The organism is Micromonospora auratinigra, from assembly GCF_900089595.1.
Lineage (GTDB): Bacteria > Actinomycetota > Actinomycetes > Mycobacteriales > Micromonosporaceae > Micromonospora > Micromonospora auratinigra.
Genome location: NZ_LT594323.1, coordinates 3,519,115 through 3,543,706 on the forward strand (window position 1 = coordinate 3,519,115; position 24,592 = coordinate 3,543,706).

At 72.9% G+C, this 24,592-nt stretch carries 18 protein-coding genes and 1 pseudogene; 7 read left to right on the forward strand and 12 right to left on the reverse strand.

Annotated features, from left to right (window positions below; all coding sequences use genetic code 11):
- Nucleotides 1-63: 63 nt before the first annotated feature.
- The 5 genes and pseudogenes from GA0070611_RS15535 to GA0070611_RS15555 all read right to left on the reverse strand — a co-directional run bounded on the left by GA0070611_RS15535 (nucleotide 64) and on the right by GA0070611_RS15555 (nucleotide 5,084).
- Nucleotides 64-1,080, reverse strand: a complete 1,017-nt coding sequence (locus GA0070611_RS15535; protein WP_091664746.1) for a YihY/virulence factor BrkB family protein — start codon at nucleotides 1,078-1,080, stop codon at nucleotides 64-66.
- Between the two features lie 67 nt (nucleotides 1,081-1,147).
- Nucleotides 1,148-1,954: pseudogene (locus GA0070611_RS15540) on the reverse strand (ABC transporter permease).
- 11 nt (nucleotides 1,955-1,965) lie between these two features.
- Nucleotides 1,966-2,760, reverse strand: a complete 795-nt coding sequence (locus tag GA0070611_RS15545; protein ID WP_231921137.1) for an ABC transporter permease — start codon at nucleotides 2,758-2,760, stop codon at nucleotides 1,966-1,968.
- A gap of 139 nt (nucleotides 2,761-2,899) precedes the next feature.
- On the reverse strand, nucleotides 2,900-3,655 hold the full coding sequence (locus GA0070611_RS15550; protein ID WP_091664751.1) for a formylglycine-generating enzyme family protein: 756 nt from the start codon (nucleotides 3,653-3,655) through the stop codon (nucleotides 2,900-2,902).
- A 496-nt stretch (nucleotides 3,656-4,151) separates the two neighbouring features.
- On the reverse strand, nucleotides 4,152-5,084 hold the full coding sequence (locus GA0070611_RS15555) for an ABC transporter ATP-binding protein (RefSeq protein ID WP_091664753.1): 933 nt from the start codon (nucleotides 5,082-5,084) through the stop codon (nucleotides 4,152-4,154).
- Nucleotides 5,085-5,504: 420 nt separating this feature from the next.
- On the opposite strand from GA0070611_RS15555, the gene GA0070611_RS15560 reads away from it, so the two are divergent.
- The 5 genes from GA0070611_RS15560 to GA0070611_RS15580 all read left to right on the forward strand — a co-directional run bounded on the left by GA0070611_RS15560 (nucleotide 5,505) and on the right by GA0070611_RS15580 (nucleotide 12,502).
- Entirely contained in the window at nucleotides 5,505-7,646 is a 2,142-nt protein-coding gene (locus GA0070611_RS15560; RefSeq protein ID WP_407940373.1) for a TRAP transporter permease, read from the forward strand.
- Nucleotides 7,643-8,662 (forward strand): TAXI family TRAP transporter solute-binding subunit, encoded by a 1,020-nt coding sequence (locus GA0070611_RS15565; protein WP_091664757.1) that lies wholly within the window; start codon nucleotides 7,643-7,645, stop codon nucleotides 8,660-8,662. Before GA0070611_RS15560 ends, GA0070611_RS15565 begins: the two co-directional genes overlap by 4 nt.
- Before the next feature lie 68 nt (nucleotides 8,663-8,730).
- Entirely contained in the window at nucleotides 8,731-11,148 is a 2,418-nt protein-coding gene (locus GA0070611_RS32245; protein WP_091664759.1) for a sensor histidine kinase, read from the forward strand.
- Complete coding sequence (locus GA0070611_RS15575) at nucleotides 11,145-11,537, forward strand: roadblock/LC7 domain-containing protein (RefSeq protein ID WP_091664762.1); 393 nt, start codon at nucleotides 11,145-11,147, stop codon at nucleotides 11,535-11,537. Before GA0070611_RS32245 ends, GA0070611_RS15575 begins: the two co-directional genes overlap by 4 nt.
- On the forward strand, nucleotides 11,534-12,502 hold the full coding sequence (locus GA0070611_RS15580; RefSeq protein WP_091664764.1) for a TAXI family TRAP transporter solute-binding subunit: 969 nt from the start codon (nucleotides 11,534-11,536) through the stop codon (nucleotides 12,500-12,502). The genes GA0070611_RS15575 and GA0070611_RS15580 overlap by 4 nt, the downstream gene beginning before the upstream one ends.
- On the opposite strand, the gene GA0070611_RS15585 is transcribed toward GA0070611_RS15580, so the two are convergent.
- From GA0070611_RS15585 to GA0070611_RS32250, 4 genes are all read right to left on the reverse strand, one after another.
- Nucleotides 12,499-13,035, reverse strand: a complete 537-nt coding sequence (locus tag GA0070611_RS15585; protein WP_091664766.1) for a hypothetical protein — start codon at nucleotides 13,033-13,035, stop codon at nucleotides 12,499-12,501. The two genes, GA0070611_RS15580 and GA0070611_RS15585, sit on opposite strands and share 4 nt — an antisense overlap.
- Nucleotides 13,035-14,930 (reverse strand): DNA primase, encoded by a 1,896-nt coding sequence (gene dnaG, locus GA0070611_RS15590; RefSeq protein WP_091664768.1) that lies wholly within the window; start codon nucleotides 14,928-14,930, stop codon nucleotides 13,035-13,037. Before dnaG ends, GA0070611_RS15585 begins: the two co-directional genes overlap by 1 nt.
- A 129-nt stretch (nucleotides 14,931-15,059) precedes the next feature.
- On the reverse strand, nucleotides 15,060-15,677 hold the full coding sequence (locus GA0070611_RS15595) for a hypothetical protein (RefSeq protein ID WP_157740326.1): 618 nt from the start codon (nucleotides 15,675-15,677) through the stop codon (nucleotides 15,060-15,062).
- A gap of 108 nt (nucleotides 15,678-15,785) precedes the next feature.
- The gene (locus GA0070611_RS32250; protein ID WP_091664772.1) at nucleotides 15,786-18,917 is read right to left on the reverse strand and encodes an AfsR/SARP family transcriptional regulator; all 3,132 of its coding nucleotides are present in this window, start codon (nucleotides 18,915-18,917) and stop codon (nucleotides 15,786-15,788) included.
- Nucleotides 18,918-19,269: 352 nt separating this feature from the next.
- On the opposite strand from GA0070611_RS32250, the gene GA0070611_RS15605 reads away from it, so the two are divergent.
- Both GA0070611_RS15605 and GA0070611_RS15610 read left to right on the forward strand, forming a co-directional pair.
- Nucleotides 19,270-20,688: an FG-GAP repeat domain-containing protein gene (locus tag GA0070611_RS15605; RefSeq protein WP_167604432.1), complete on the forward strand. Its 1,419-nt coding sequence runs from the start codon at nucleotides 19,270-19,272 to the stop codon at nucleotides 20,686-20,688.
- Nucleotides 20,689-20,815: 127 nt separating this feature from the next.
- On the forward strand, nucleotides 20,816-22,423 hold the full coding sequence (locus tag GA0070611_RS15610; RefSeq protein WP_091664776.1) for a GH25 family lysozyme: 1,608 nt from the start codon (nucleotides 20,816-20,818) through the stop codon (nucleotides 22,421-22,423).
- 56 nt (nucleotides 22,424-22,479) lie between these two features.
- Here GA0070611_RS15610 and GA0070611_RS15615 read toward each other — a convergent pair whose 3' ends face one another.
- From GA0070611_RS15615 to GA0070611_RS15625, 3 genes are read right to left on the reverse strand one after another with little or no spacing between them, the layout of a single operon-like run.
- Nucleotides 22,480-22,728, reverse strand: a complete 249-nt coding sequence (locus GA0070611_RS15615) for a helix-turn-helix transcriptional regulator (protein WP_091664778.1) — start codon at nucleotides 22,726-22,728, stop codon at nucleotides 22,480-22,482.
- A 10-nt stretch (nucleotides 22,729-22,738) separates the two neighbouring features.
- A complete protein-coding gene (locus GA0070611_RS15620; protein ID WP_091664780.1) occupies nucleotides 22,739-23,590 on the reverse strand; it encodes an ABC transporter permease in 852 nt (283 codons plus the stop codon).
- Nucleotides 23,587-24,561 (reverse strand): ABC transporter ATP-binding protein, encoded by a 975-nt coding sequence (locus GA0070611_RS15625; protein WP_091664783.1) that lies wholly within the window; start codon nucleotides 24,559-24,561, stop codon nucleotides 23,587-23,589. The genes GA0070611_RS15620 and GA0070611_RS15625 overlap by 4 nt, the downstream gene beginning before the upstream one ends.
- Nucleotides 24,562-24,592: the final 31 nt, after the last annotated feature.

Here is a 24,592-nt window from a genome sequence, read left to right on the forward strand (position 1 = left end):
GCCCCGGACACGGATCGCCCCGCCGCGCCCGGGGGCACGACGGGGCGATCCGACGGCGTCAGGTCAGCGGCTGCCGGCCGCGTTGTGCTTCTTCTTGAGCTTGCGGTCGTCGCGCAGCTCGACGTACGGCTCCTCGTCGGCGGGGTGCCCCGCCGCGATGGCGCGGCTGCGCTCCAATTCGGCGTCGAACTCCGCGCCGAGCAGGATGGCGATGTTGCTCAGCCAGAGCCAGACCAGGAAGACGATCACGCCGGCCAGCGCCCCGTAGGTCTTGTTGTACGAGGCGAAGTTGCTGACGTACAGGGCGAACAGGCCGGAGATCGCCACCCAGATCAGCACGGCGAGGATGCCGCCGGGGCTGACCCAGCGGAAGCCGCCGTGCCGGGCGTTGGGCGAGGCCCAGTAGAGGATCGCGAACATCAGGCTGACCAGGATCAGCAGCACCGGCCACTTGGCGATGTTCCACACCGTCAGCGCGGTCGAGCCGATCCCGATGGCGTTGCCGGCCTGCTCGGCGAGCCCGCCGGTGAAGACCACGATCACCGCGCTGGCCAGCAGCAGCACGCCGATCACCGCGGTCACCCCGAGCCGGATCGGCAGGGTCTTCCAGACCGGCCGCCCCTCCGGCACGTCGTAGATGCTGTTCGAGGCGCGCATGAAGGCGGCCACGTAGCCGGAGGCGGACCAGAACGCGGCCAGCAGACCGATGATCGCGGCGATGCTGGCCAGCCCGCCGGAGGCGCCGGCCTGGTCGATCGCGGTCTCGATGATCTTCCGGATGTTCTCCTCCGGCACCGCCTGGCCGACCGTGTCCTTGACGCCCTGGGTGGCCTTCGTGCCCAGCAGGCCGAGCACCGAGATCAGCACCAGCATGCCGGGGAAGATGGAGAGCACCCCGTAGTAGGTGAGCGCGGCGGCCCAGTCGGTCAGGCTGTCGTCCTGGAACTCCTTGACCGTGCGCTTGAGCGTCGCCACCCAACCGGTGCCGGACAGGTCGGTGGGGCTGTCCGGCCCCTCGCCCGGACCGACCGGCCCGGTGCGGTCGCGCCCGTGCCGGGCGGAAGACTCGTCGGCCGCCATCGGCCCTCCCTCGTCGTCGCGTGTCGTCACCTCCCGACATGCCCCGCCGACCAGGCCGGATAACCCCCTACTTGTAGAGCAGCCGCCCCATCCGCCGGGAGGCGAGCGCCAACATGCCGACGGTCAGCGCGAGCAGGTAGGCCACGTCGGCCAGCCACCACTACCCGGACCCGCCGACGCAGACGCCCCGGATCAGGTGCACCGAGCGGTAGAGCGGGCTCGCCTCCACCACCCAACGCAGCACCGCCGGGTAGGCCTCGGCCGGGACGAAGGTGCCGGAGAAGAGGAAGAGGGTGAACTGGGCGGACGCCATCAGGTCGAAGTCCTGCCAGCTGCGCATCAGGGTGGCGACGGTCATGCCGAGCGCGCCGAAGGCGAAGCCCACCAGGACGGCAGCGGGGAAGGCGGCGAGCGCCCGGGCCGCGGTGGTCAGGTCCATCGCCACCATGACCGCCAGGAAGGCCGCCGAGTAGAGGCCACCCCGGACCATCGCCCAGCCCAGCTCGCCGAGGGCGATCTCGAACGGCTGCACCGGGGTCGCGATGACCCCGTCGTACAGCTTCATGTACTTCATCTTCCCGAAGAAGTTGAAGGTGGTCTCGGCGAGCGCGCCGTTCATCGCCGACGAGGCCAGCATCGCCGGGGCCACGAACGCCGCGTACGGGACCAGCCGGCCCCCGGGCAGCGGGAGGTCACCGACCAGCGCGCCCACCCCGACCCCGATCGAGAAGAGGTAGAACACCGGCTCCAGGAAGCCGGAGAGCAGCACCAGCCAGTAGGCGCGGCGCAGCGAGGTGAGGTTGCGCTCGGCCACCGAGGCGGCGCGGCGGAACGCGGCGGACCGGACGAGCCGGGGCAGGACGAGTGCGACCACGGATTCCTCCCCTAGACGACCAGTGCGCGGCGGAACGTCCGCACCGCCAGCAGCCAGCCGGCGACGGCCCAGGCGGCCAGGTAGAGCAGGTGACCGGCGACCGACCACTCGGGCGCGACGCCCGTGGTGGCGGCCCGGCAGAGGTCCACCCCGTGCCAGAGCGGGGTCAGGTACGCCAACTGGCGCAACCCGGCCGGGAGCTGCTCGACCGGGAAGAACACCCCGGCGAAGAGCGTCATCGGGATGACCGCGAAGCGGAACAGCAGGGCCAGGTAGCTGTCGCTGGGCACGACGGCGCTGAACGCGAAGACCGGGGCGGCCACCGCCAGCCCGAGCAGCACGGCCACGGCCGGGACGACCAGTGCCCACGGCGAGCGCAGCGCCCCGAACAGCGCCGTCACGAGCAGGAACGCGGTGGCGCTGGTGAGCACCCGGAACAGCACGAAGGCCAGGTGACCGGCGACGATGTCACCGACCCGCAGCGGCGCGGCGGTCTGGGCGTGGTACGTCCGGATCCACTTGAAGTTGCTGTGCACCGGCCAGGTGGACTCCGACACCGCGACCTGGAGCGCGGTGGAGGCGATCAGGCCGGGCACCAGCCAGTCCAGATAGGGCAGCCCACCGACGCCCTGGTCGACGTACGCCCCGACGCCCACCCCGAAGCCGACCACGGTCAGCACCGGCAGCAGGAACGAGGAGAAGACCCCCGCCCGCCAGGTGCGCCGGTAGCCCACCAGGTAGTGCGCCAGCACCGCCAGCGCCGGCACCCGGGGCACGGCCGGCCCGGCTCGCTCCGCCACGCTCACCCCGGCCACCCCCGCTCGTCGCCCTACCGACCTTCCTACCCCGGGGGTACGACAGGCCGTCGGTCACCCTACGGCGGGCCGGCCGGCCCGTCGCGCCGATTCGCCGCCCGCGACACCACCCGGCTCCCGGCCGGGAGGGCTAGCGGGACGGCAGGGGCGCGACCGGGCGGACCGCGGTGAAGTCGGCGTGCTCGTACCGGGTCGCGGACAGCAGCAGCAGCCACTCGTCGCAGCCCTGCCACGGATGGAGATCCCCCGCGCCGCCCCGTACGGTCCGGGGTCCGTCACCCGGGCGGGGCCGGGCATCGGCCGGCGCACCCGCGAAACCGGGGATCCACGCGTCCGCGCAGATCTCGTTCGCCGAGCCCATGGCCGCCAGGCCGAACGCGTTCTCGGCGGCGGCCGTCCGCGCCTCGTCACCGAAGTCGTCGAGGAGCTGGTCCTCGTCGGGCTTGGCGTCGCCCCGGAAGGTCAGCGTCGTGGTGCCGGCCCGGGCCGCGTACTCCCACTCGGCCTCGCTGGGCAGCCGGAACGGCAGGGCCGCCAGCAGGTCGTCCAGGTCACCCTCGATCCGGGCGACGGTGGAGTCCTCCTCGGCGTACTCGTCCTCGTAGTCGGGCAGCCAGTGCCGGACCTGCGCGACCGTCAGCGGGTGCCGGGCGATCAGGAACGGTGCGACCCGCACCTCGCGCACCGGCCGGGCCTCGTCGGCGGTGGCGAAGAAGGGTTCGAGCGTGTCCTCCACCCCGCCGTCGCGCTCGATGGCGCGTACCGCCGCCAGTTCCGCGTCGGACAGGCCCATCCGGAACGTGCCGCCCGGCACCTCCCGGAACACCACACCCGAGCCGCTGTGCCGCCAGGCCGGACGCCCGGCCACGATCTCTTCGCTCCACACGGCGGCGAACGCTAGCAGCCCCGGGTGACAGTCGGGCGGTTGTCGGGATCGGGTACGGCCACCACGACGACCACGCCACCGCTCACTCATCGTCACGATCCACGGTGGTCACCCGTCGGGTCACGCGCCTTTGCTCTGCTTAAACACACGCAACAGTTACCCACAGCGATACTGTTGCGTATAGGTAAGCAGAGCAAAGGTGGCGCGAGGAGATCTGCCGACACCGGCGGGGCGGCGCAACTATCCAGCTCAGGCATGTTTCAACGAAGAGCCGAGCGGGCGATGTCGCACTCGGTGGGACAAGGCAGCAACTCTGCGTGCAGGGCTGGCCGGAACGGTCGGTCGTCACCGTGAGCTACCGGACGTGCCGGACCGCGCGTTGTGCCACCTCGGCACGCCGCCGTGCGAGGCCATGACGCTCCTCGCCGGGCCGGCTGGCGACCCTACGGCGTCGGCGTCGGCCGATCGTTTCGCCGGCTGGGCGCGGGCCCGGTGATCAGTCGACCAGGGTGCGGCCGGTGAGCTGGAGGAAGACGTCCTCCAGGCTGCTGCGCCGGACCAGGACACCGGCCGGGACGAGACCGCGCGCGGTGACCTCGGCGACCGCCGCGTCTCCGTCGGTCACGTAGAGCAGGATGCGGTCGGGCAGCACCTCGACCCGCTCACCGAGCCCGTCCAGCTTGCCGGCGAACGCCTCCTGCGAATCGGCGAGGAAGCGCAGCTCCACCACCTCGCGGGTGGAGTGCGCCTCGATGAGGGCACGTGGCGACCCCTCGGCCACGATCCGACCACCGTCCATCACCACCAGCCGGTCGCAGAGCTGCTCGGCCTCGTCCATGTAGTGGGTGGTGAGCACCAGCGTGACGCCCTGCTGCTTGAGCCGGAACAGCCGCTCCCAGACCAGGTGCCGCGCCTGCGGGTCGAGCCCGGTGGTGGGCTCGTCGAGGAGCACGATCTCCGGATTGTTGACCAGGGCGCGGGCGATGGTGAGGCGACGCTTCATGCCACCGGAGAGCGGCTCCACCTTGCTCTCCGCCCGCTCGGTGAGCTGGACGAAGTCGAGCAGCTCGGCGGCCCGTTCGCGGGCCACCCGGCGGGGGACGCCGAAGTAGCGGGCGTAGGTGGTGAGGTTCTCCCGGACGGTCAGCTCGGGATCGAGGCTGTCGAGCTGTGGGCAGACACCCAGTCGAGCGCGGATCGCGGGCCCGTCGCGGACCGGGTCCATGCCGAGGATCCGCAACTCGCCCCCGGACGGCGGGGAGACGCAGCCGACCATCCGCATCGTGGAGGACTTGCCGGCGCCGTTGGGCCCGAGGAAACCGAAGGCCTCACCGGGGCGTACCTCGACGTCGATGCCGTCGACGGCGGTGAAGTCGCCGAACCGCTTCACCAGCCCTCGCGCCCGGATGAGTGGCTCAGCACTGGTCATCGGTCGACCCTAGCGGCCGGGTCCGACACCGTCCGACCGGTTGACCGGGAGCCGGCTCACCCGTCACGGACAGTCACCACCGCTACGCTGAGTGTTCACCAGGTAGCCGGCCGAGTAGCCCGGCCACCCGGGGATCTTACGTACATAGTGGACAGATCGTTTTCGGACGGCACATGATTCAAGAAGTGAACTGCACCTTTCTCCCAGGCTTCGTGAAAACTGCTCTGAATAAAGGTGCTCTGAGTAATTGTCGAACGATTCTCGTCACGTTCCGCAATCACATTCGGCAATGTTCCCATCGTGCAAGCGATTCGCGTATCGTGCCCCCTCGTGTCGCCCGTTCGCTCCTCCGAGGGCCCCCCTTCGACGCCCCGGCCCGCCGGAACGCCCGACCCGGCGTCCGATGTGGACCCCGCGTCGGTGCCGCTACCGCCGGACGAGGGCACGGCGGCGGACCCGTCCTGGGCCGACGACGGGCCGGGCCCGGCGCACCACGACACCCGGGAACTGGCCGCCCAGTTCGAGGACGAGAAACCGGGCCGGGTGCTGGCCGGACCGGTCGGGCTGCTCTTCACCGGCGGCACCGTCGCCATCGCGCTGCTCGCCCTCTGGCAGGTCTTCTTCCCGCTGCCGCAGGGCAGCAAGTACTACCTGATCATTTTCCTGGCCGGCGTGCTGCCGATGGTCTTCCTGGCGTACCCCTCGGGGGTCCGGCTGCCCCGGCGGCGGGTGGGCGGACCGGCGGCGGACGAGCCGGCGGCGCGGCTTGGCGGGCCCACCCCGGTCGACTGGCTGCTCGCGCTGGCGGCGCTGGTGAGCTGCCTCTACCCGGTGCTGCCGGTGACCGTCGGCGCGGGCGGCGGCGGGTACGACGCCTTCCTCGACCGGCAGGGCCTGCTGGACCCGGTCGACGTGGCGATGGGCACCGTGCTGCTGCTGTTGCTGCTGGAGGCGTGCCGACGCACCACCGGGTGGATCCTGCCCGCGGTCTGCCTGCTCTTCCTCGGCTACGGCTACTACGGCGGACTGCTGCCGCAGTCCTGGCCGGTGGCGCACGCCGGGCTCGACTTCGGCCAACTGGTCGACGCGTTCTACAACTCCGACAGTGGCTTCTACGGCACCCCGCTCGACGTGGCCGCCTCGTACATCGTGCTGTTCACCATCTACGGCGCGGTGCTCGACCTCTCCGGCGCGGGCCGCTTCTTCGTCGAACTGTCCGCTGCCGCGTTCCGCCGCTCCCGCACCGCCCCCGGGCGGACCGCGGTCGCCTCCGGCTTCCTGCTCGGCACCGTCTCCGGCTCCGGCGCGGCCACCACGGTCAGCATCGGCGCGGTCACCTGGCCGATCCTGCGCCGCGCCGGCTACCCGCCGGAACGGGCCGGCGGCATGCTCGCCGCCGCGGGCGTCGGGGCGATCCTCTCCCCGCCCACGCTGGGCGCCGCCGCCTTCATCATCGCCGAGTACCTGGGCGTCTCCTACCTGCGGGTGCTCGGCTGGGCCACCGTGCCGACGATCCTCTACTACCTGGGCATCCTGCTCTCGGTGGAGATCGACGCGCGGCGCTCCGGGGTACGTCCGGTGGTGATCGCCACCAGTTCGGCGTGGCGGCTGCTGGCCCGCTTCGGCTACCACTTCCTCTCCCTCATCGTGATCGTCGTCGTGCTGGCCACCGGCGCCTCGGCCACCCGGGCCGTGGTGGTCGCCACCGTCCTCGCCGCCGCGCTGTCCTTCCTGGACCGGCGGCACCGGCTCACCCCGGCCCGGCTGGTCGGGGCGCTCAGCGGCGGCGTACGCGGGGTGCTCGCGGTCAGCGCGGTCTGCGCCGCGGCCGGCATCATCACCGCCACCACCACGAAGACCGGCCTCGGCCCGCAGGCCGCCGCGCTGCTGGTGAGCGGGGCCCAGGCGGTCAGCTCCGAACCGGCCGTGGTGCTGGCGCTCACCGCCCTGCTCGCCGCCGTGGCGCTCACCCTGCTCGGCCTGGCCGTACCGGTCACCGCCTCCTTCGTCATCGGCTGGGTGATCATCGGTCCGGCCCTGCTCAACCTCGGCGTCACCGCGCCCGCCGCGGCGATGTTCGTCTTCTACTTCGCGGTGCTCTCCGAGGTCTCGCCGCCGACCGCGCTGGCCGCCGTGGCGGCCGCCGCAGTGACCGGCGGCCGGCTGGTCCCGACCATGTGGCAGACCCTGCGGTACGCGCTGCCCGCGTACCTCATCCCGCTGGCCTTCGTGGTCACGCCGACCGGCCTCGGGCTGCTCGGCATCGGCGGGGTGGGCCGGATCGCGGTCGCCGGCCTGCTCTCCGCGTGCGGCGTCGCCCTGCTCGCGGTGGCCGCCGGCGGCTGGCTGCCCGGGGTGGGCCCGGCCGGCGTGCCGGAGCGGATCCTCGGCGCGATCGCCGGGCTGGTGCTGCTCTGGCTCGAACCCGTACCCGTCACCGTCGGGGCCGTTCTGGCCGCCCTGACCGTCGCGGGTGTGCTTCTCCGACGCGCGGCGGCCGATCGGGCCGGTACCGCGTCGGCGACGACCCAACTGGTGGACCATCGGGAGGAGAAAGAGTGAGACGGATCAACGTGCGGATCGCTGCGGGCGTCGGGGCGCTGGCCCTGATCGCGGCGGGCGCCGCCGGGTGCGGGGGCCGTCAGGACGGGGCAGCGAAGGACGACGCCGCCAGCGAGATCACCTGCAAGGTCACCAAGGACACCCGGGTCGGCATCGCCACCGGCAACGCCACCGGCGTCTACTACGTCGTCGGCAACGCGCTCGCCGGGCAGCTCTCCGGGGCCACCGGCGGCAAGCTCACCGGCACCGCCGCCGAGACCGGCGCCTCGGTGCAGAACATCGAGCAGCTCGTCGCCGGCCAGTACGACGTCGCCTTCTCGCTCTTCGACACCGCGGTCAACGCGGTGCAGGGCAAGGGCACCTTCACCGCCCCGCAGCCGGTGCAGGCGCTGGCCCGGATCTACGACAACTACACCCAGGTGGTCGTGCGGGCCGACGCGGGGATCACCTCGGTGGCCGACATGAAGGGCAAGAAGATCTCCACCGGCTCGCCCAAGTCGGGCACCGAGGTGATCGCCAACCGGCTGCTCACCGCCGCCGGCCTCGACCCGGCCAAGGACATCCAGGCGCAGCGGCTCGACCTGACCAAGACCGTCGACGGTATGAAGGACGGCAGCATCGACGGCTTCTTCTGGTCCGGCGGGGTGCCCACCGGCGGCGTCACCGACCTCTTCACCACGGCCGGCGACAAGGTCAAGTTCATCGACATCAGCCCGCTGCTGCCGAAGATGACCGAGCTGAACCCGGCGTACCAGGCGGGCACGATCGGCAAGGACGTGTACAGGACGGCGGCCGACACCCCGACCATCGTGGTGCCCAACGTGCTGCTGGTGCGCGACAACCTCGACGCCAACGTGGCCTGCGCGATCACGAAGACGGTCTTCGACAAGAAGGACGCCCTCGCCCAGGCCAACCCGGCCGCCAAGGGCATCGACCTGGCGAACGCCCGCAAGACCGACCCGGTGAAGCTGCACCGCGGCGCGGACAAGGCGCTCACCGACCTCGGCGCCAGCTGATCCCCCGACGCCGGGCCCGGACGATCCGCGTCCGGGCCCGGCACCCCGACCCGACCCGGGAGACCCCCGTGCCGCTGCCCACACCGGCCCGCGTACGCCGGCACCGCTCCGCGGACCGCACCGACCATCTCTGGTCGGTGCGTACCCAGCTGCTCGCGCCGATCCTGGTGGCCACGGTCGGCCTGGTGGTGCTCGGCGCCGCCCAGACCGACGCCGCGCTGGACGCCTCCCGCGACGCCGACCGGGCCCGCGTGCTCGCCGGCACCGCCACCGCCACCGTCCGACTGGTGCACGAGCTGGAACGTGAACTGGGCGAGACGGCGGCACTGCGTCAGCGCGGTGGCACCTCCGGCCGCCCGCTGGTGGACGCCCAGCGCCGCCGGGTCGACACCGCGGTCGAGCGGTACCGGAGCGCCAGCGCCGACGCCCGGCGCGCCGCGCCGGACCTGCGGCCCGTGCTCAACGACGCCGACGGACTGCTCGGCCAGCTCGGCCCGAACCGCTCGCTGGCGCTGAACGGCGACAGCGCCGACCCGACGTACGTCTCGATGGTCGACTCGCTGCTCGCCGTCGCCGACGCGCTCCCGGCCCAGCTGCGCGACGCCGAACTGGCCAACGGAGCCCGGGAGGTGGCCGCCGTCGCCGCCCAGGAGCACCTCGCCTCGCTGGAACGCGACCTGCTGCGCGGCGTCTTCGTGCGCGGTGGCCTCGCCCCCGGCGAACTGGCCGGCCTCGGCCGGCTGCGCGGCGCCCGGGAGCAGCGCCAGGCGGAGTTCCTGCGGATCGCCACCGGCCCGGCCAACACCTCGTGGTACCGCCTGGTCTCCGGCGGCGACGTGGAGAACGCCCGGCGGATGCGGGACGCGGTGGTGGACACCGACGGCTCCGCCGAGTCGCTGAAGACCGACGGCGACGCCTGGTACGTGGCGCAGAGCGGCACCATCCGCCGCTACAACCTGCTCGGCCGGCAGCTCTCCGAGGAGCTCGACCAGGACGCCGCGACGCTGGCCGGCACCGCCCGGCAGCGGGCCCTGCTGACCGGCACCCTGACCAGCACCGTCGCCCTCGGCTCGCTGATCTTCGCGGTGCTGCTGGCGGTGCGGACCAGCCGCCGGCTGCGCCGCCTGCGGGTGGCCGCGCTGACCATGGCCAACCGGGAACTGCCCGACCGGATCACCGCGATCGCGGCGGGCGACGGCGGTACGGGCGACGGCACCGCGACCCGGCTCACCGAGGGCATCCGGCGCGGCCGGGACGAGGTGGCCCAGGTGGCCGAGGCCTTCGACACGGTGAACAAGGCCGCGCTGCGCCTCGCCGGCGAGCAGGCCGAGCTGCGGCTGGACATGACCCGGATGGCGGAGGCGCTGGCCCGGCGGATCCGTACCCTGATCACCCGCCAGTTGCGTCTGCTCGACGAGTTCGAACGCGAGGAGACCGACCCGGACGCGCTGGCCCGCTTCTTCGCGCTGGACCACCTCGCCGCCCGGCTGCGCCGTAACGGGGAGAACCTGCTGGTCCTCGCCGGTGGCGAGCCGGGCCGCGGGCACGAGGGGGCGCTGCTCCTCGACGACGTGGTGCGGGCCGCCGCCTCCGAGATCGAGGACTACCCCCGGGTGGAGGTGGACGTGCCGACCGCGGCGGTGCACGGCGCGGCGGCGGGCAACCTGGTGCACCTGCTGGCCGAGCTGCTGGAGAACGCCACCGTCTACTCCCCGCCGAACTCGCCGGTGCTGGTGGACGGCCGACGCACCGTCGACGGGTTGACCCTGCGGGTCCACGACCAGGGCATCGGCATCGGCGACGGCCGGCTGGACGGCATCAACGAGCGGCTGGCCGCGCCGGCCACGCTCTCCAGCGCGGCGGCCGGCAGCATGGGCCTGCACGTGGTGGCGCACCTGGCCGCCCGGCACGGGATCCGGGTGCAGCTGCACAACACCGGCACCGGCACCGTCGCCCAGGTGGAGGTGCCGGAGGCGGTGCTGACCCGGGTCGAGGCGGTCACCCGCCGTCCCGGCGCCGAGCGTCGCCCGCTCACCGGCCGTGGCGCGCCCTGGTTCGGTTCCCGGGCCGGCGGCCCCGCGCCGCACCGGCCCGGTACGCCCCAGGGGCGTGACCTGGTGACCGCCCCGCCCGTCCTGCACCATCCGCCCGGCGTCGCCGTGCCGGTGGCCGGGACCGCCCCCGCCGGGCCGGTCCGGGGAGTGGCCAGCGTGCGTCCACCCGGCATCGCGGTGCTCGCGCCCAGCGCGGCCCGGGTCCGGCCGGCCGAGCCCGGGCCGGCGCCCGCGACCACCGCCACCGGGCTGCCCCGGCGCACCCGGGGCGGTCAGCTCCCCACCGCCCTGCCCACCACCACGCCACCCCGCCCCGAGGCGGACCTGCTCGACCCCGAGGTGGTACGCGCCCGCCTGTCCGCCCTCGCCGAGGGAGTGGCCAGCGCCATGCGTCGTGCCCCGCACCCCACACCCAACGGGAGAACCCAATGACCCCATCCGTGACCGCCGGACTGGACTGGCTGCTGGCCAACTTCGCCGAGCAGGTGCCGGACGTGTCGCACGCCCTCGCGGTGTCCGAGGACGGGCTGCGGCTGGCGGCCTCGCCGGACCTCTCCCCCGACCAGGTGGACCAGCTCTCCGCGGTGATCAGCGGACTGGCGAGCCTGACCGTGGGCGCGGCCCGGCTGATGTCCGCCGGCCGGGTACGGCAGCAGATCGTCGACATGGACGGCGGCGTGCTGCTGGTGATGGCGGTCGGCGAGCGGGCGCTGCTCGGCGTGCTGGCCGCCCCCGGCTGTGACCTCGGCCAGATCGGCTACGAGACGGCCACGTTGGTCCAGCGGGTGGCGGAGGCGCTGGAACCGGCGGCCCGGCGGTGATCCGTCGTCCGCTGCGGCTGGTGGCCGCGCTCCTGCTGGCCGCCGTCGTCGCCGGCTGCGCGCAGCCGAAGGTGGGCCCGCAGGAGTGGCACGGTGGCCGGATCTTCCTCGCCACCGGCAACACCACCGGCGTCTACTACCAGCTCGGCGGCGGCTACGCCGACGTGATCAGCCGGCACCTGCCCGGCTACGAGGCGCGGGCCGAGCCGACCGGCGCCTCGGTGGAGAACATCAACCGGCTGGCCAGCGGCGACATGGACGTGGCGTTCAGCCTGGCCGACACGGCGGCGGACGCGGTCGCCGGGCGGGGCGCCTTCGACGGGCAACCGCAGCCGGTCCGCGCGCTGGCCCGGATCTACAGCAACTACACCCATCTGATCGTGCGGACCAACGGCAAGATCGACAACTTCGCCGAGCTGCGGGGCAAGCGGGTCTCCACCGGCTCGCCGAAGTCCGGCACCGACATCATCGCCGGCCGGCTGCTGACCGCCGCCGGGATCGACCCGGACCGGGACATCCAGCGGCTCACCCTGTCACTGCCGGAGACGGTGAAGCGGATGCGGGCCGGCACCGTGGACGCGATGTTCTTCTCCGGCGGGCTGCCCACCCCCGGCATCAAGGACCTGCTCTCCAGCGCCCCCGGCACGTTCCGGCTGCTGCCGCTGGCCGAGCTGATCGAGCCGCTGGCCGCCCGGTACGGCACCGTCTACACGACCGCGTCGCTGCCCGGCGAGGCGTACGGCACCCCGACCGCCACGCCCACCATCACCGTGGCGAACGTGATCCTGGTCCGGGCGGACCTGCCGGAGCAGCTCGCGTACGACCTGACCCGGCTGCTCTTCGCGTACCAGGGTGAGCTGATCAAGGTGCATCCGGAGGGGGCGAACTTCACCCGGGGAAGCGCGTCGGGCACCGACCCGATCCCGCTGCACCCGGGGGCCGGGCGCTACTACCGCACCGGCTAGACGTCGGCGGGGGCGGTCGCGGCGCGCGCGGCGGCGACCAGCCGGTCGGTCTCGGCGGCGACCTCCGCGTCGTCGACCGGGGTGCCCGGGTCGTAGCGGACCGTCCAGGTCAACCCGTCGACGCCGGAGACCCGGCGGGCCGCGATCCGCGCCGCGCCACCGGGCACCGGGTGGTGCGCGGTGTACGCCACCGAGCGGGTGACCCGGGCCCGGACCTGGTGCGGCAGGTCACCCGGGTCGAGCAGCAGGTAGGTCTCGGCGGGGCAGTCCGCCACCACCAGGTAGCCGTCCCGCTCGGTCACCCGCTCGGCGGGGGTGACGGTCAGCTCGCGGCCGGACCAGACCGCCTTGAGCAGGTCGTGCCAGCCGACCCGGTGGCCCCGACCGGGCAGCCAGAGCCCGAGGTTGGTGGCGACCAGCACGCCGTCGCCCTCGCCGTTGCCGGCGGCGGCCCAGCCGAGCACCCGTTCGTCGGCGGCGAGCGGCGGCCGGTCGGCCGGCGGCAGCTTCGGCTTGCGGCTGAACAGTCCCATCACAGTCCTCCGGCGGCCTGCTCGCGTAGCGCCCGCGCGTGCTGCTCCAGCGAGAGCAGTTCCCCGAAGAGCGCGAAGTACTCGTCCTTGTTGCTCACCGGGTTGATCCGCTGGATCTTCGACTTCAGGTCCTTGATCCGGCCGGTGACCGAGCCCCACTGGAGGCGGGCCATGGTGATCGAGACGTACCGGGGATCGGGTTCGCCGTCGATGCGCAGCGGCTCGACGGCCAGCTCGCCGACGAGCGCGCGGCCGGCCAGGTCGTCGCAGGCGTCGCGGACCCGCTCGATCCAGACCGCGCCGCCCGCCGCGGTGGCCGTCCCGCCGGCCGCGGCGATCGCGGCGCGCACCGCCTGGTGCACCGGGTGCCGGTAGGCGGTGGCCTCGACGGCGTCGAACATCGGGCCGGCCAGCACCGGCTCCTGGAGGGCGAGCTTCAGCGACTCGCGCTCGACCATCGACTGCGGGCTGTCCACGGTCGGAGTGGGCCGGCCGGGACGGGCCGGGCCGTTCGGCGCGCCGTCGGTCGGCTGCCCGTTGGCGGCGGCGAGCACGGCCCGCTGCACCGGCTCGATCTCCATGCCGAGGTCACCGGCGAGCTTGCGGACGTACTCGGGACGCTTCTCCCGGTCCTTGATCTTGGCGACCAGCGGAGCGGCCCGGCGCATCGCCTCAACCCGGCCGTCGACGGTGTCCAGGTCGAACCGGTTGATCAGGTGCCGGAGCGCGAAGTCGACCAGCGGCTCGCGGCGGGCGACCAGGTCGCGCACCGCCAGGTCACCCTTGGCCAGGCGCAGCTCGCACGGGTCCATGTTGTCGGGGCTGACCGCGATGAAGGTACGCCCGACGAAGCGCTGGTCGTCCTCGAAGGCACGCAGCGCGGCCTTCTGGCCGGCGGCGTCGCCGTCGAAGGTGAAGATGATCTCGCCGGCCCGCTCGTCGCTGTCGAAGAGCACCCGGCGCAGCACGGCGATGTGGTCGGAGCCGAACGCCGTGCCGCAGGTGGCCACCGCCGTCGGTACGTCCGCCAGGTGGCAGGCCATCACGTCGGTGTAGCCCTCGACCACGACCACCTTGCCCTGCTTGGCGATCTCGCGCTTGGCCTGGTCGATGCCGTAGAGGACGTGCGACTTCTTGTAGATCGGCGTCTCGGGCGTGTTCAGGTACTTCGGGCCGTCGTCGTCGTCGAACAGCTTGCGCGCGCCGAACCCGATCACGTCGCCGGTGATCTCCCGGATCGGCCACATCAGCCGCCGGCGGAACCGGTCGATCAGGGTGCCGGAGCGGGACGGTCGGGACAGCCCGGCGGTGACCAGCTCGTCGTGACTGAATCCCTGCTGCCGCAGGTGCTTGGTGAGCAGGTCCCAGGCGTCCGGGGCGAACCCGCAGCCGTACCGCTCGGCGGCGGCCCGGTCGAAGCCCCGCTGGGCCAGGAACTCCCGGGCCGGGCGGGCGCCGGCCGTGCCGAGCTGCGCGCGGTAGAACTCCACCGCGGCGGCGTGCGCGGCGACCAGCCGCTGCCGCTGCCCCTGCTGCGGTCGGGTCCGCGGGGTCGAGCGGTCGTCCTCGACGTAGCGCAGCTGGAGGCCGGCGCGGGCGGCGAGTCGCTCGACGGACTCGACGAAGCTCAGGTGCTCGGCGTCCATCAGGAACTTGATCGCGTCGCCACCGGCGCCGCAGCCGAAGCAGTACCAGACGTTACGGGCCGGCGAGACGTTGAACGACGGGCTCTTCTCGTCGTGGAACGGGCAGAGCCCCTTGAGGTTGCCGCCGCCGGCCGACTTGAGCGTCACCGTGTCGGAGATGACCTCGGCGATCGAGGTGCGCTCGCGGACCAGCGCGATGTCCTCGTCCCGGATCCGCCCCGCCATCTCCGCCACCCCCTCGGCGTACATCCTGCCCTGCCGGACCGACGTTCCGGCGGCCGGGGGGACGGCGTGTGGCGGACGCCGCCCGCCGTCGCCCGCCCCGGCGGACAGGTGGCCGGCCCGGCGACGAGGGGGGAGAGCGCCGAGCCGGCCGGCTCAGGAGAGGCCGGCGCAGACCGCGACCACGGCCGACGGGAGATTCGGGTCACCGCACTCGCCCGCCGGGCCGGTCTGCCCGGCCAGCCGCCAGGTCCCGCCCTCGAACCTCAGGAACAGCTGCATACCGCTCACGTCGGCCGTGCTGCCCTCCGCGACCGCCAGCACCCGGGCGAAACCGTTGCGGCAGGCGAACACCGAGACCCGGGCGAGCGCCGGCCCGGACGCCGGACGATCGAGCACCGTCGAGGCGGCCCGGGTCAGCACCGGCGCCGCGCAGTCGGCGGTGGCGGCGACCGCCGGCGGCAGGTCCGCCAGCCGGGTCGGGCGACCGGAGGCGGCCGGAGCCGCCGCCGGCGGTCCGCCGCTGCCGGTGCCCCCGGCGCGCCGGCCGTCGGGCACGACCGTCGGGCCCGCGCCGCCCGCGCCGGGCCCGGCCGTCGGCGTCCCGATCGCCGCCGGCACGGTCGCGGGGGCCGCCGCGACGGTGCCGGACGGTACGGCGGCCGACGGTCGCCCCGGACCGGCGGTCACCGCCGGCGACCCGGCGCAGCCCGCCGCCACCCCGCTCAGCCCCAACGCCATGGCGAGCACCGCGGCAGTACGACCCTTCGACATGTTGCGCCTCCGTCTCCGGTCGTGACCCGGTGTCCGACCGTCACCAGAAGCTACGAAGACCCCCTTCGCGATTTCTGAACGAAACCTGTAACGGCTGGTGAGGTCGGGTCACCCGCGCGTCGCGGCCAGGCCGTCCGGCGCGCCCAGGCCGGCCGCACAGCCGCAGCCCCAGTGCCGGTGCCACTGCTCCACCTCCGCCTGCTCCCGGGTACCGAGGGCGGCGAAGGTCGCCGAGGCGAGCTCCCAGGCGCGGTGCGTCGCCCCCTGGTCGCCGCGCCGCGCCTGGACGGCGCCGATGTCCCGCAGGGTGCGGGCCTGGCCGAGATCGTGCCCGAGCTCCCGCCAGGCGGCGTGCGCCCCGGTGAGGGTCTCCAGGGCGGCATCGAGATCCCCCACGGCGAGCTGGAGCTCGCCGATCGTCCGGCTGATCAGGGCCACGCCGAACCGGTCCCGCCGTTGCCGGCAGATGGCCAGGCTGCTCGCCAGCGGCCCGCCCGCCAGCTCCGCCCGGTCGCTGCGCAGCCAGATCTTGGCGAGCGCCTGCACGGTGTAGCACGCGGTGTACTCGTCGCCGTGCTCCACCGCGAGCCGGTGCGCCCGCGCGCACCACCGTTCGGCCTCGTCGAGGTCGCCGCGGGCCCGGTGCACCAGGCCGATCCCCCGGGTGGTGAGCGCCTCGCCCCGCCAGTGACCCAGCCTCCGGTAGCGGTCGTTCGCCTGGGTGAGCCAGTCGACCGCCGGCTCGTCGTCGCCCAGCTCCCGGTGGCAGTAACCGAGGCCGTACCGGGCGTGCGCCGCGCCGTTCTCATCGCCCAGCCGGTCCAACGTGTCCGCGGCGGCCGTCAACAGCGGTACCGCCTCCCGGTGGCGGCCCAACTCACGCAGCACCGTGCCGAAGCCGTTGCGGGCGGCGGCGGCACCGTGCACGTGCCCGGCCGCGTCGAACAGGGCCACCGCGGCCGGGTAGTGGACCAGTGCCTCGGCGAACCGGTCCTCCCGGTAGCGGAGCAGGGCGATGCCACACTCGACGACCGCCTCGGCCACCCGGTTCCCGGCCGCCCGGGCCGCCTCCAGCGCCGCCGAGTGGGTACGTCCCCAGCCGGTGAAGTCGCTGCCCGTGGCGAACAGCGCGACGACCAGCGCGTCGGCGAGCGCGCAGGCCGCCACGTCGAGCCCCAGCGCGGCGGCCCGCTCCACCGCGGCGATCAGGAACGGCGCCTCGACGTCGATCCAGTCCGGCCGCACCGGGTCCGGATCGGTCGACGCCGGTCGCCACTGCGCATCCATCGCGTCCGGCGCCTGCCGGTACAGCGGCGCCAGGGCGTACGGCGACGGCTCGCCGTGCCGACCGCTCAGCTGGGTCGCCGCGGCCAGCGCCCGCCCGACCGCGGCGTGCAGGGCAGCCGTCGTCTCCTCCTCGACGGCCCGCTCGCAGGCGTAGAGCCGGACCAGGTCGTGCATCCGGTAGCGCACGTACCGGCCGGCGGGGTTCTCCATCACCACCACCAGGCGCGCGTCGATGAGCTGCTCCAACAACTCCTCGGCCCGGTCGACGCCCTCGCCGGTGAGCGCGGCGACCACCCACTCGGCGAAGTCGGGACCACCCAGGAAGCCGAGCAGCCGGAACGCACGGGCGGCAGCCGGGTCCAGCGCTTCGTAGCCGATCGCGATGCTGGCCCGGACGGCCAGTCCGTCGGCCTCCATCTCGTCGAGCCGGCCCCGCTCGTCGCGGATCCGCTCGGTCAGCCGGGCCACCCGGCGGTGCGGTCGCGCCGCCAGCCGGGCACCGACGATGCGCAGCGCGAGCGGCAGACCCTCGCACATGTCGACGAGCCCGTCGACCGCCTCCCGCTCGGCCCGTACCTTCTCGGCACCGACGATCCGGCCGAGCAGGATGATCGACTCCTCGCGCCGCAGCAGCGGCAGCTCCAGGTGGCAGGCGCCCGGGATGGTGGTGAGCCGGGATCGACTCGAGACGATCAGGGCCACTCCCGGGGCGCCCGGCGTGAGCGGCCGCACCTGCTCGGCGCTCGTCGCCCCGTCGACCACGATGAGCAGCCGCCGCCGGCTGAGCGCGGACCGGTACTGGCTGAGCTTGTCCGCCAGGGTGGGGAGCCCGTGCAGGTCAGCCACGCCCAGGGCGCGGAGGACCCGGTTGAGCGCGTGACCGGGGTCGTCGCCCTGCCCGTCGAGGCTGACGAAGATCTGGCCGTCCGGGTACGCGGCCCGCAGCAGGTGCGCCAGCCGGAGGGTGAACGAGGTCTTGCCGACGCCACCGGGGCCGGAGACGATCATCGGCGGCAGCGCCTTCGTGGACTTCTGCGGCTCGCCCAGCACGGTCAGGGCGAGGGACATCTCCGACTCGCAGCCCACATGGTCGGGCAGGTCGGCGGGGAGCTGACAACCCGGCGCGGTGGGCGGCGGCAGCGCCTCGCCGCCTGCCGGCGACGCCTCGACCGGGACCGGCTCGGCCCGGGGCGGCCCGGCCGGTACGGGCAGCTGGCCGCGCAGGATCTCCCGGTGCAGGGCCTGCAGTTCGGGACCCGGGTCCACGCCCAGCTCGTCGGCGAGCAGCATCCGGGTCCGGGTGAACTGGTCCAACGCCTCGGCGCGGCGCCCGTTCAGGTGCAGCGCCCGGATCAGCCGCAGCGCCAGCGGTTCGGCGAGTGGATCGCGCTCCAGGGCCCGGCGGAGCCGGTCGGCGACGTGACCGCTGCGGCCCTGCTCGAGGTCGCTGTCGGCCCAGTCGAGCAGCACGCCGAGCAGCTCCTGTCGCAGGCCTTCCCGGACGCGGGACGCCCAGCTCCCCGGTAGCCCGTCCAGTGGTTCGCCGGTCCACAGCTCCACCGCGTCGCGCAGCATCTGCGCGCGCCGGGGATCGCGCGGCGGCAGGGTCGCCGCCTCGTCCCGCAGCTTTCCCAGGCGCAGCAGGTCGACCTGGTCGGGGGTGGCCTCCAGCAGATAGCCGCCGGACCGGCGGGTCACCGTGACCGCCGGCCCGTCACCGGACCCGGCGCCGGCGAGGACCCGACGGATCCGGGTGAGGTAGGTGTGGAGCACGCCGCGCGCCTCCGTCGGTGGCGCGGTGTCCCAGACCCGGTCGATCAACGCCTCGACCGGCACGGCGCGACCGGCGTCCACCGCCAGCGCCGCGAGCACGAGTCGCTGCTTCGTCGGTCCCAGATCGAGTGGGCGGTCCCCCGCCCGGACCTGTAATTCGCCAAGTACACGTAGCTGCACTGCAACGCCCCCGTGGTGTGCAACGACTACGGCTCTCCGACCCTGAGCTGGCCGTTCGAGACCGTCAAGGATTCATTCAGTTTTGCTACCGGGCCGGCTGCGACGGTTGAGCCACGCACCACCCGGGACGGTCACTCGACCTGGTTCCGATCACCCCGTTCCACGACAGGAGGTCGCCGGCCCACAACTGCACAGCAGTCCGCCAGGGAGCCGCCACCGAGCGGCTGCTCCCGCGATGGCTCGCGTCCCGCCGACTGTAGTCGCGTCGGCCGACACCCGTCGCCCCGCTCAGCCGGGCGGTGCGCGAAACCCCGGCTCAGCAACACTTCACGAACCGAGAGGAACGATCACCATGAAACTTCTCGACCGCGCCACCCTCACCCGCCGGGTGGCTCGGCAGGCGACCGCTGCCACCCTGGGCCTGGTGGGCGCGCTGACCGGCGCGCTGGTCGGCGTCACCCCGGCGGAGGCGTCCGTCCTGAACGGTCCGATCACCCGTACGGAGATCGTGGACCGCGCCCAGAACTGGGTCGACCGGGGATTCAAGTATCTGAGCGACAGCGACCGGAGCACCTGGGCCAGCGACGCCGAGAACCCCGACCATCTGTACCGGCGGGACTGCTCGGGGCTCGTGTCGATGGCCTGGCACCTGGGCAGGAGCTACGTCACCGACGAGTTCATGCTCAGCAATTCCCTGTGGACCACGATCGCCAAGGACGACATGCGCGCGGGCGACGCCGTGGTCCGCGACGGACACATGGAGATGTTCGTCCGCTGGAAGAGCGCGACCGACCACTCCCAGGGCGCCTACGTCTACTCGTTCAACCAGACGGGGGAGACGGTCCGCAACCCGTACGAGAAGTCGAACTTCGGCATCCTCGGTTTCGACGACGCGACCGAACTGAACTCGTACCCCAAGGCCATCCGCCGGACCGGGTTGGTCACTCCGCCCCCGCCGCCCCCGTCACCGTCGGTGGACCGGGACTTCGACGGCGACGGCAACGCCGACGTGCTCGCCCGCTACGACACCACCCAGGACCTCTGGTTCTACCCCGGCAACGGCGCCGGCGACTTCAAGAAGGGCCAGCAACGCAACATCTGGTCCAACTGGTCGGCCTTCGACATCATCCTCGCCGCCGGCGACTTCAACCGCGACGGCAAACCCGACGTCATCGCCCGCAACGCCACCACCAAGGACCTCTGGTTCTACCCCGGCGACGGCGACGGCGGCCTGCAGTTCGCCAAGCAGGAGATGGTCTGGTCCAACTGGTCCGCCTTCGACCGCATCATCGCCCCCGGCGACTTCGACCACGACGGCAACCCCGACCTGCTCGCCCGCAACGCCACCACCAAGGACCTCTGGTTCTACCCCGGCGACGGACACGGCAACTTCAAGAAGGGCCAACAGGTCATGATCTGGACCAACTGGTCCGCCTTCGACCTCATCATCGCCGCCGACGACTTCAACCGCGACGGCAACGTCGACGTCATCGCCCGCAACGCCACCACCAAGGACCTCTGGTTCTACCCCGGCGACGGCACCGGCGACTTCAAGAAGGGCCAACAGACCATGGTCTGGACCAACTGGTCCGCCCTCGACACCATCGTCGGCGTCGGCGACTTCGACCACGACGGCAACCCCGACCTGCTCGCCCGCAACGCCACCACCACCAACCTCTGGTTCTACCCCGGCAACGGCGCCGGCGACTTCAAGAAGGGCCAGCAACAGGAAATCTGGACCAACTGGGGCTTCATCAACCGCATCATCTGACGCTGATCCGGCGCACGGCGGTGGGCCCCGCCCGCTGCGCGGAGCCCACCGCCGCCGCCGACATCCGGCTGCTCCCCGTCACGAGGTCGAGCAGCCGAGGATTCCCGACTCTGCCCAAGGAGCACCCGTGTCCCTCCGTACCTCCCGACTGGCGGTCCTCGCCGCCGTCGCCCTCGCCGGGCTCGCCCTCGGCGCGCCACCGGCCGCCGCCGGAAGCGGCGCCGCCGGTGACGGTCACGCGCACGCCGGCGCCACCACGCAGTCGCTCACCGCCACCGCCACCGCCGCCCCGAACGGGTACACCGTCACCGGTATCGACGTCTCGCACTACCAGGGCACCATCAACTGGGCCAACGTCGCCGCCGGCGGCGCGAAGTTCTCGTACGCGAAGGCGACCGAGGGCGACTACTACGTCGATGCCTACTTCAGCGCCAACAACAGCGGCGCCAAGGCCAACGGCCTGCTCGCCGGCGCGTACCACTACGCCCGGCCGGACCAGAGCAGCGGGACGGCGCAGGCCGACTACTTCCTCGACCGCGCCCAGTACAGCGACGACGGGCGCAGCCTGCCGCCGATGCTCGACATCGAGTGGCCGGTCAAGGGATCCAGCAGCCCGTACCCCTGCTACGGCCTCTCCCCCAGCGCGCTGGTGAACTGGATCCGCGCCTTCACCGACCGGGTGTTCGCGCGTACCGGCAAGCGGGCGATGATCTACACCAACGCGTACTGGTGGAACGACTGCACCAACTCCAACGCCGGCTTCGGGGCGAATCCGCTGTTCATCGCGAACTACGGCACCAGTCCCAGCCCGCTGCCCGCCGGGTGGAACCGGTGGACGTTGTGGCAGTACGCCGACGGCGGCAGCCTCCCCGGCGACCAGGACGTCTTCAACGGCTCGCTCACGGAGCTGCGCGCCCTGGCCGCTCCGGCCCGGTCGGTGGACCGGGACTTCGACGGCGACGGCAACGCCGACGTGCTCGCCCGCTACGACACCACCCAGGACCTCTGGTTCTACCCCGGCAACGGCGCCGGCGACTTCAAGAAGGGCCAGCAACGCAACATCTGGTCCAACTGGTCGGCCTTCGACATCATCCTCGCCGCCGGCGACTTCAACCGCGACGGCAAACCCGACGTCATCGCCCGCAACGCCACCACCAAGGACCTCTGGTTCTACCCCGGCGACGGCGACGGCGGCCTGCAGTTCGCCAAGCAGGAGATGGTCTGGTCCAACTGGTCCGCCTTCGACCGCATCATCGCCCCCGGCGACTTCGACCACGACGGCAACCCCGACCTGCTCGCCCGCAACGCCACCACCAAGGACCTCTGGTTCTACCCCGGCGACGGACACGGCAACTTCAAGAAGGGCCAACAGGTCATGATCTGGACCAACTGGTCCGCCTTCGACCTCATCATCGCCGCCGACGACTTCAACCGCGACGGCAACGTCGACGTCATCGCCCGCAACGCCACCACCAAGGACCTCTGGTTCTACCCCGGCGACGGCACCGGCGACTTCAAGAAGGGCCAACAGACCATGGTCTGGACCAACTGGTCCGCCCTCGACACCATCGTCGGCGTCGGCGACTTCGACCACGACGGCAACCCCGACCTGCTCGCCCGCAACGCCACCACCACCAACCTCTGGTTCTACCCCGGCAACGGCGCCGGCGACTTCAAGAAGGGCCAGCAACAGGAAATCTGGACCAACTGGGGCTTCATCAACCGCATCATCTGACGGTCCACGTCGTACGGCGGGGGGCACCGGTGACCGGTGTCCCCCGCCGTAGGCGTTCAGGCCGACCGGCCGACCCCGGCGCCGTCGCCGATGCGGGGGAACGGCTCGATGGAGAAGACCACCTCGACCGGCACCTCGAAGTACGCGGCGATCCGCAGCGCCAGGTGCAGGCTGGGCCGGAACTCACCCCGCTCCAGGTAGCCGACCGTCTGGTAGTGCACCCCCAGCGCGTCGGCGAGCTGCCGGCGGGAGACGCCCCGCTCGGCGCGCAGCACCGCGATCCGGTTGTGCACGGTCTCGCTCATCGACGTCCTCTCATCCGATGCGCTGCATGGCCCGCTCGCGGCGCGCGGCGACCCGCGAGCCGGACTCCCGGCGGGCCATCCGGCGCAGCACCACCGGCGCCAGCACCAGCCCGAGCACCGCCCAGGCGCCGAGCACACCGAGGGTCTCCAGGTGCCGCCACGAGCCGCCGAGCTCCACCGCGGCCATGCTGTCGGGCAGCAGCGCCGAGCGCATGCCCAACCCTAGCCAGTAGATCGGGAAGATCTGGGCGACGGCCTGGAGCCAGCCCGGGTAGCTGTTGATCGGGTAGAAGATCCCGGACAGCGCGATCAGCCCCATGGTGGGGAGCATGACCAGGCCGAGGTTGCGCGGGTTCTCGATCAGCGCGCCGAGGACCGCGCCCATCGGCAGGGTGGCGATCAGGCCGAGCACCGCCACCGCGAGCAGGGTCAGCCAGGCCGTCGCGCTGGTCACCCGGAGGCCGTCCAGGAAGAGCAGGGCCGGGAGCAGTTGGAGGCCCATGCTCACCAGCGCCACCGTCGACATCAGCGTGATCTTGCCGATCAGGTAGCCGAGCATGCCGTTCGGGGTGGCCTTGGCGCGCAGCAGCGTGCCGTCCTCCCGCTCGATGACCAGTTGGGAGGCGAGCACCAGCATGCCGCCGAAGGCCAACCCCATGCCGAGCGCGCTGGGCAGCGTACGGGCGCCGAGGGAGAAGGACGTGCCGGGCACCGTCGAGCCGCGCATGAAGAACATGGCGGTCAGCAGGGCGGCGGTGGGGAAGAAGTAGTTCCACAGGTCCTGGGCGTTGGAGAAGGTGTTGCGCAGCTCGATCACGCCGCGCCGGAGGCCGGCCCGGACGGCCGCGGTGGTCGGGTTCATCGTTCGCTCCCCTGCTGCCAGACCTGGGCGACCCGACCGGCGCGCTGCCCCGTCTCCTCCTCGTGGACCAGTGTCATGTACGCGTCCTCCAGGCTGGCCCGGCGCACCTCCAGCTCCTGCACCGCGTCGCCGTGCTGCCCGAAGAGCTCGCGCAGGAAGCCGGTGGCGTCGGCGGCGGCGTGCACGTACCGCTCCCCGTCGCGGGTCCAGCGGATCTCGGCGTCACCGGCGACCCGGCGGGCCAGCTCGTCGGGCGAGCCGTCGGCGATGATCCGGCCGCCGGCCAGGATGAGGATCCGGTCGGCGAGCTTCTCCGCCTCGTCCAGGTCGTGGGTGGTGAGCAGGATGGTGGTCTCGTCCAGGTCGGCGAGGCGGTGCACCAGCTCGTGGAACTCGCGCCGGGCGGCCGGGTCGAAGCCGACCGTCGGCTCGTCCAGGAAGAGCAGCTCCGGCCGGCCGACGATGCCGACCGCCACGTCGAGGCGGCGGCGCTGCCCGCCGGAGAGCTGGTGCACGCGCTTGCTGGCGTGCGGGGTGAGACCGACGGTGTCCAGCAGGTCGTCGACCGGCCAGGGGCGGCGGATCCGGTCCGTGCCGTACGGGGCGTAGAAGTCGCCGAGGTGGGCGAGCAGGTCACGGACCCGCCACTTGCCGTGGTCGCGCCAGGACTGGAGCACCACGCCCATCCGGGCCCGCCAGCGCTCGTCGCCCCGGGCCGGGTCGACCCCGAGGACCCGGACCTGGCCGGCGGAGCGCATCCGGAAGCCCTCCAGGATCTCGATGGTGGTGGTCTTGCCGGCGCCGTTGGGCCCGAGCAGGGCGAGCACCTCGCCGCGCCGGGCGGTGAAGTCGACCCCGTGCAGCACGTCGACGGTGCCGTAGCGCATCCGCAGGTCGCGGACGTCGAGGACGAGGTCCTCGTCGGGTGGCGGGGGAGTCTCCACGACTCCCGGCAGTTCGACCGCAGTCATGCCGCAGAATGTAGCACTTCTACTACATGTC

Coding starts and splice junctions, on each gene's coding strand:
- GA0070611_RS15535 (WP_091664746.1), bottom strand. CDS start 1,080: ATGGCGGCCGACGAGTCTTCCGCCCGGCACGGGCGCGACCGCACCGGG.
- GA0070611_RS15555 (WP_091664753.1), bottom strand. CDS start 5,084: ATGACCAGTGCTGAGCCACTCATCCGGGCGCGAGGGCTGGTGAAGCGG.
- GA0070611_RS15575 (WP_091664762.1), top strand. CDS start 11,145: ATGACCCCATCCGTGACCGCCGGACTGGACTGGCTGCTGGCCAACTTC.
- GA0070611_RS15585 (WP_091664766.1), bottom strand. CDS start 13,035: ATGGGACTGTTCAGCCGCAAGCCGAAGCTGCCGCCGGCCGACCGGCCG.
- dnaG (WP_091664768.1), bottom strand. CDS start 14,930: ATGTACGCCGAGGGGGTGGCGGAGATGGCGGGGCGGATCCGGGACGAG.
- GA0070611_RS15595 (WP_157740326.1), bottom strand. CDS start 15,677: ATGTCGAAGGGTCGTACTGCCGCGGTGCTCGCCATGGCGTTGGGGCTG.
- GA0070611_RS15605 (WP_167604432.1), top strand. CDS start 19,270: ATGAAACTTCTCGACCGCGCCACCCTCACCCGCCGGGTGGCTCGGCAG.
- GA0070611_RS15615 (WP_091664778.1), bottom strand. CDS start 22,728: ATGAGCGAGACCGTGCACAACCGGATCGCGGTGCTGCGCGCCGAGCGG.
- GA0070611_RS15620 (WP_091664780.1), bottom strand. CDS start 23,590: ATGAACCCGACCACCGCGGCCGTCCGGGCCGGCCTCCGGCGCGGCGTG.
- GA0070611_RS15625 (WP_091664783.1), bottom strand. CDS start 24,561: ATGACTGCGGTCGAACTGCCGGGAGTCGTGGAGACTCCCCCGCCACCC.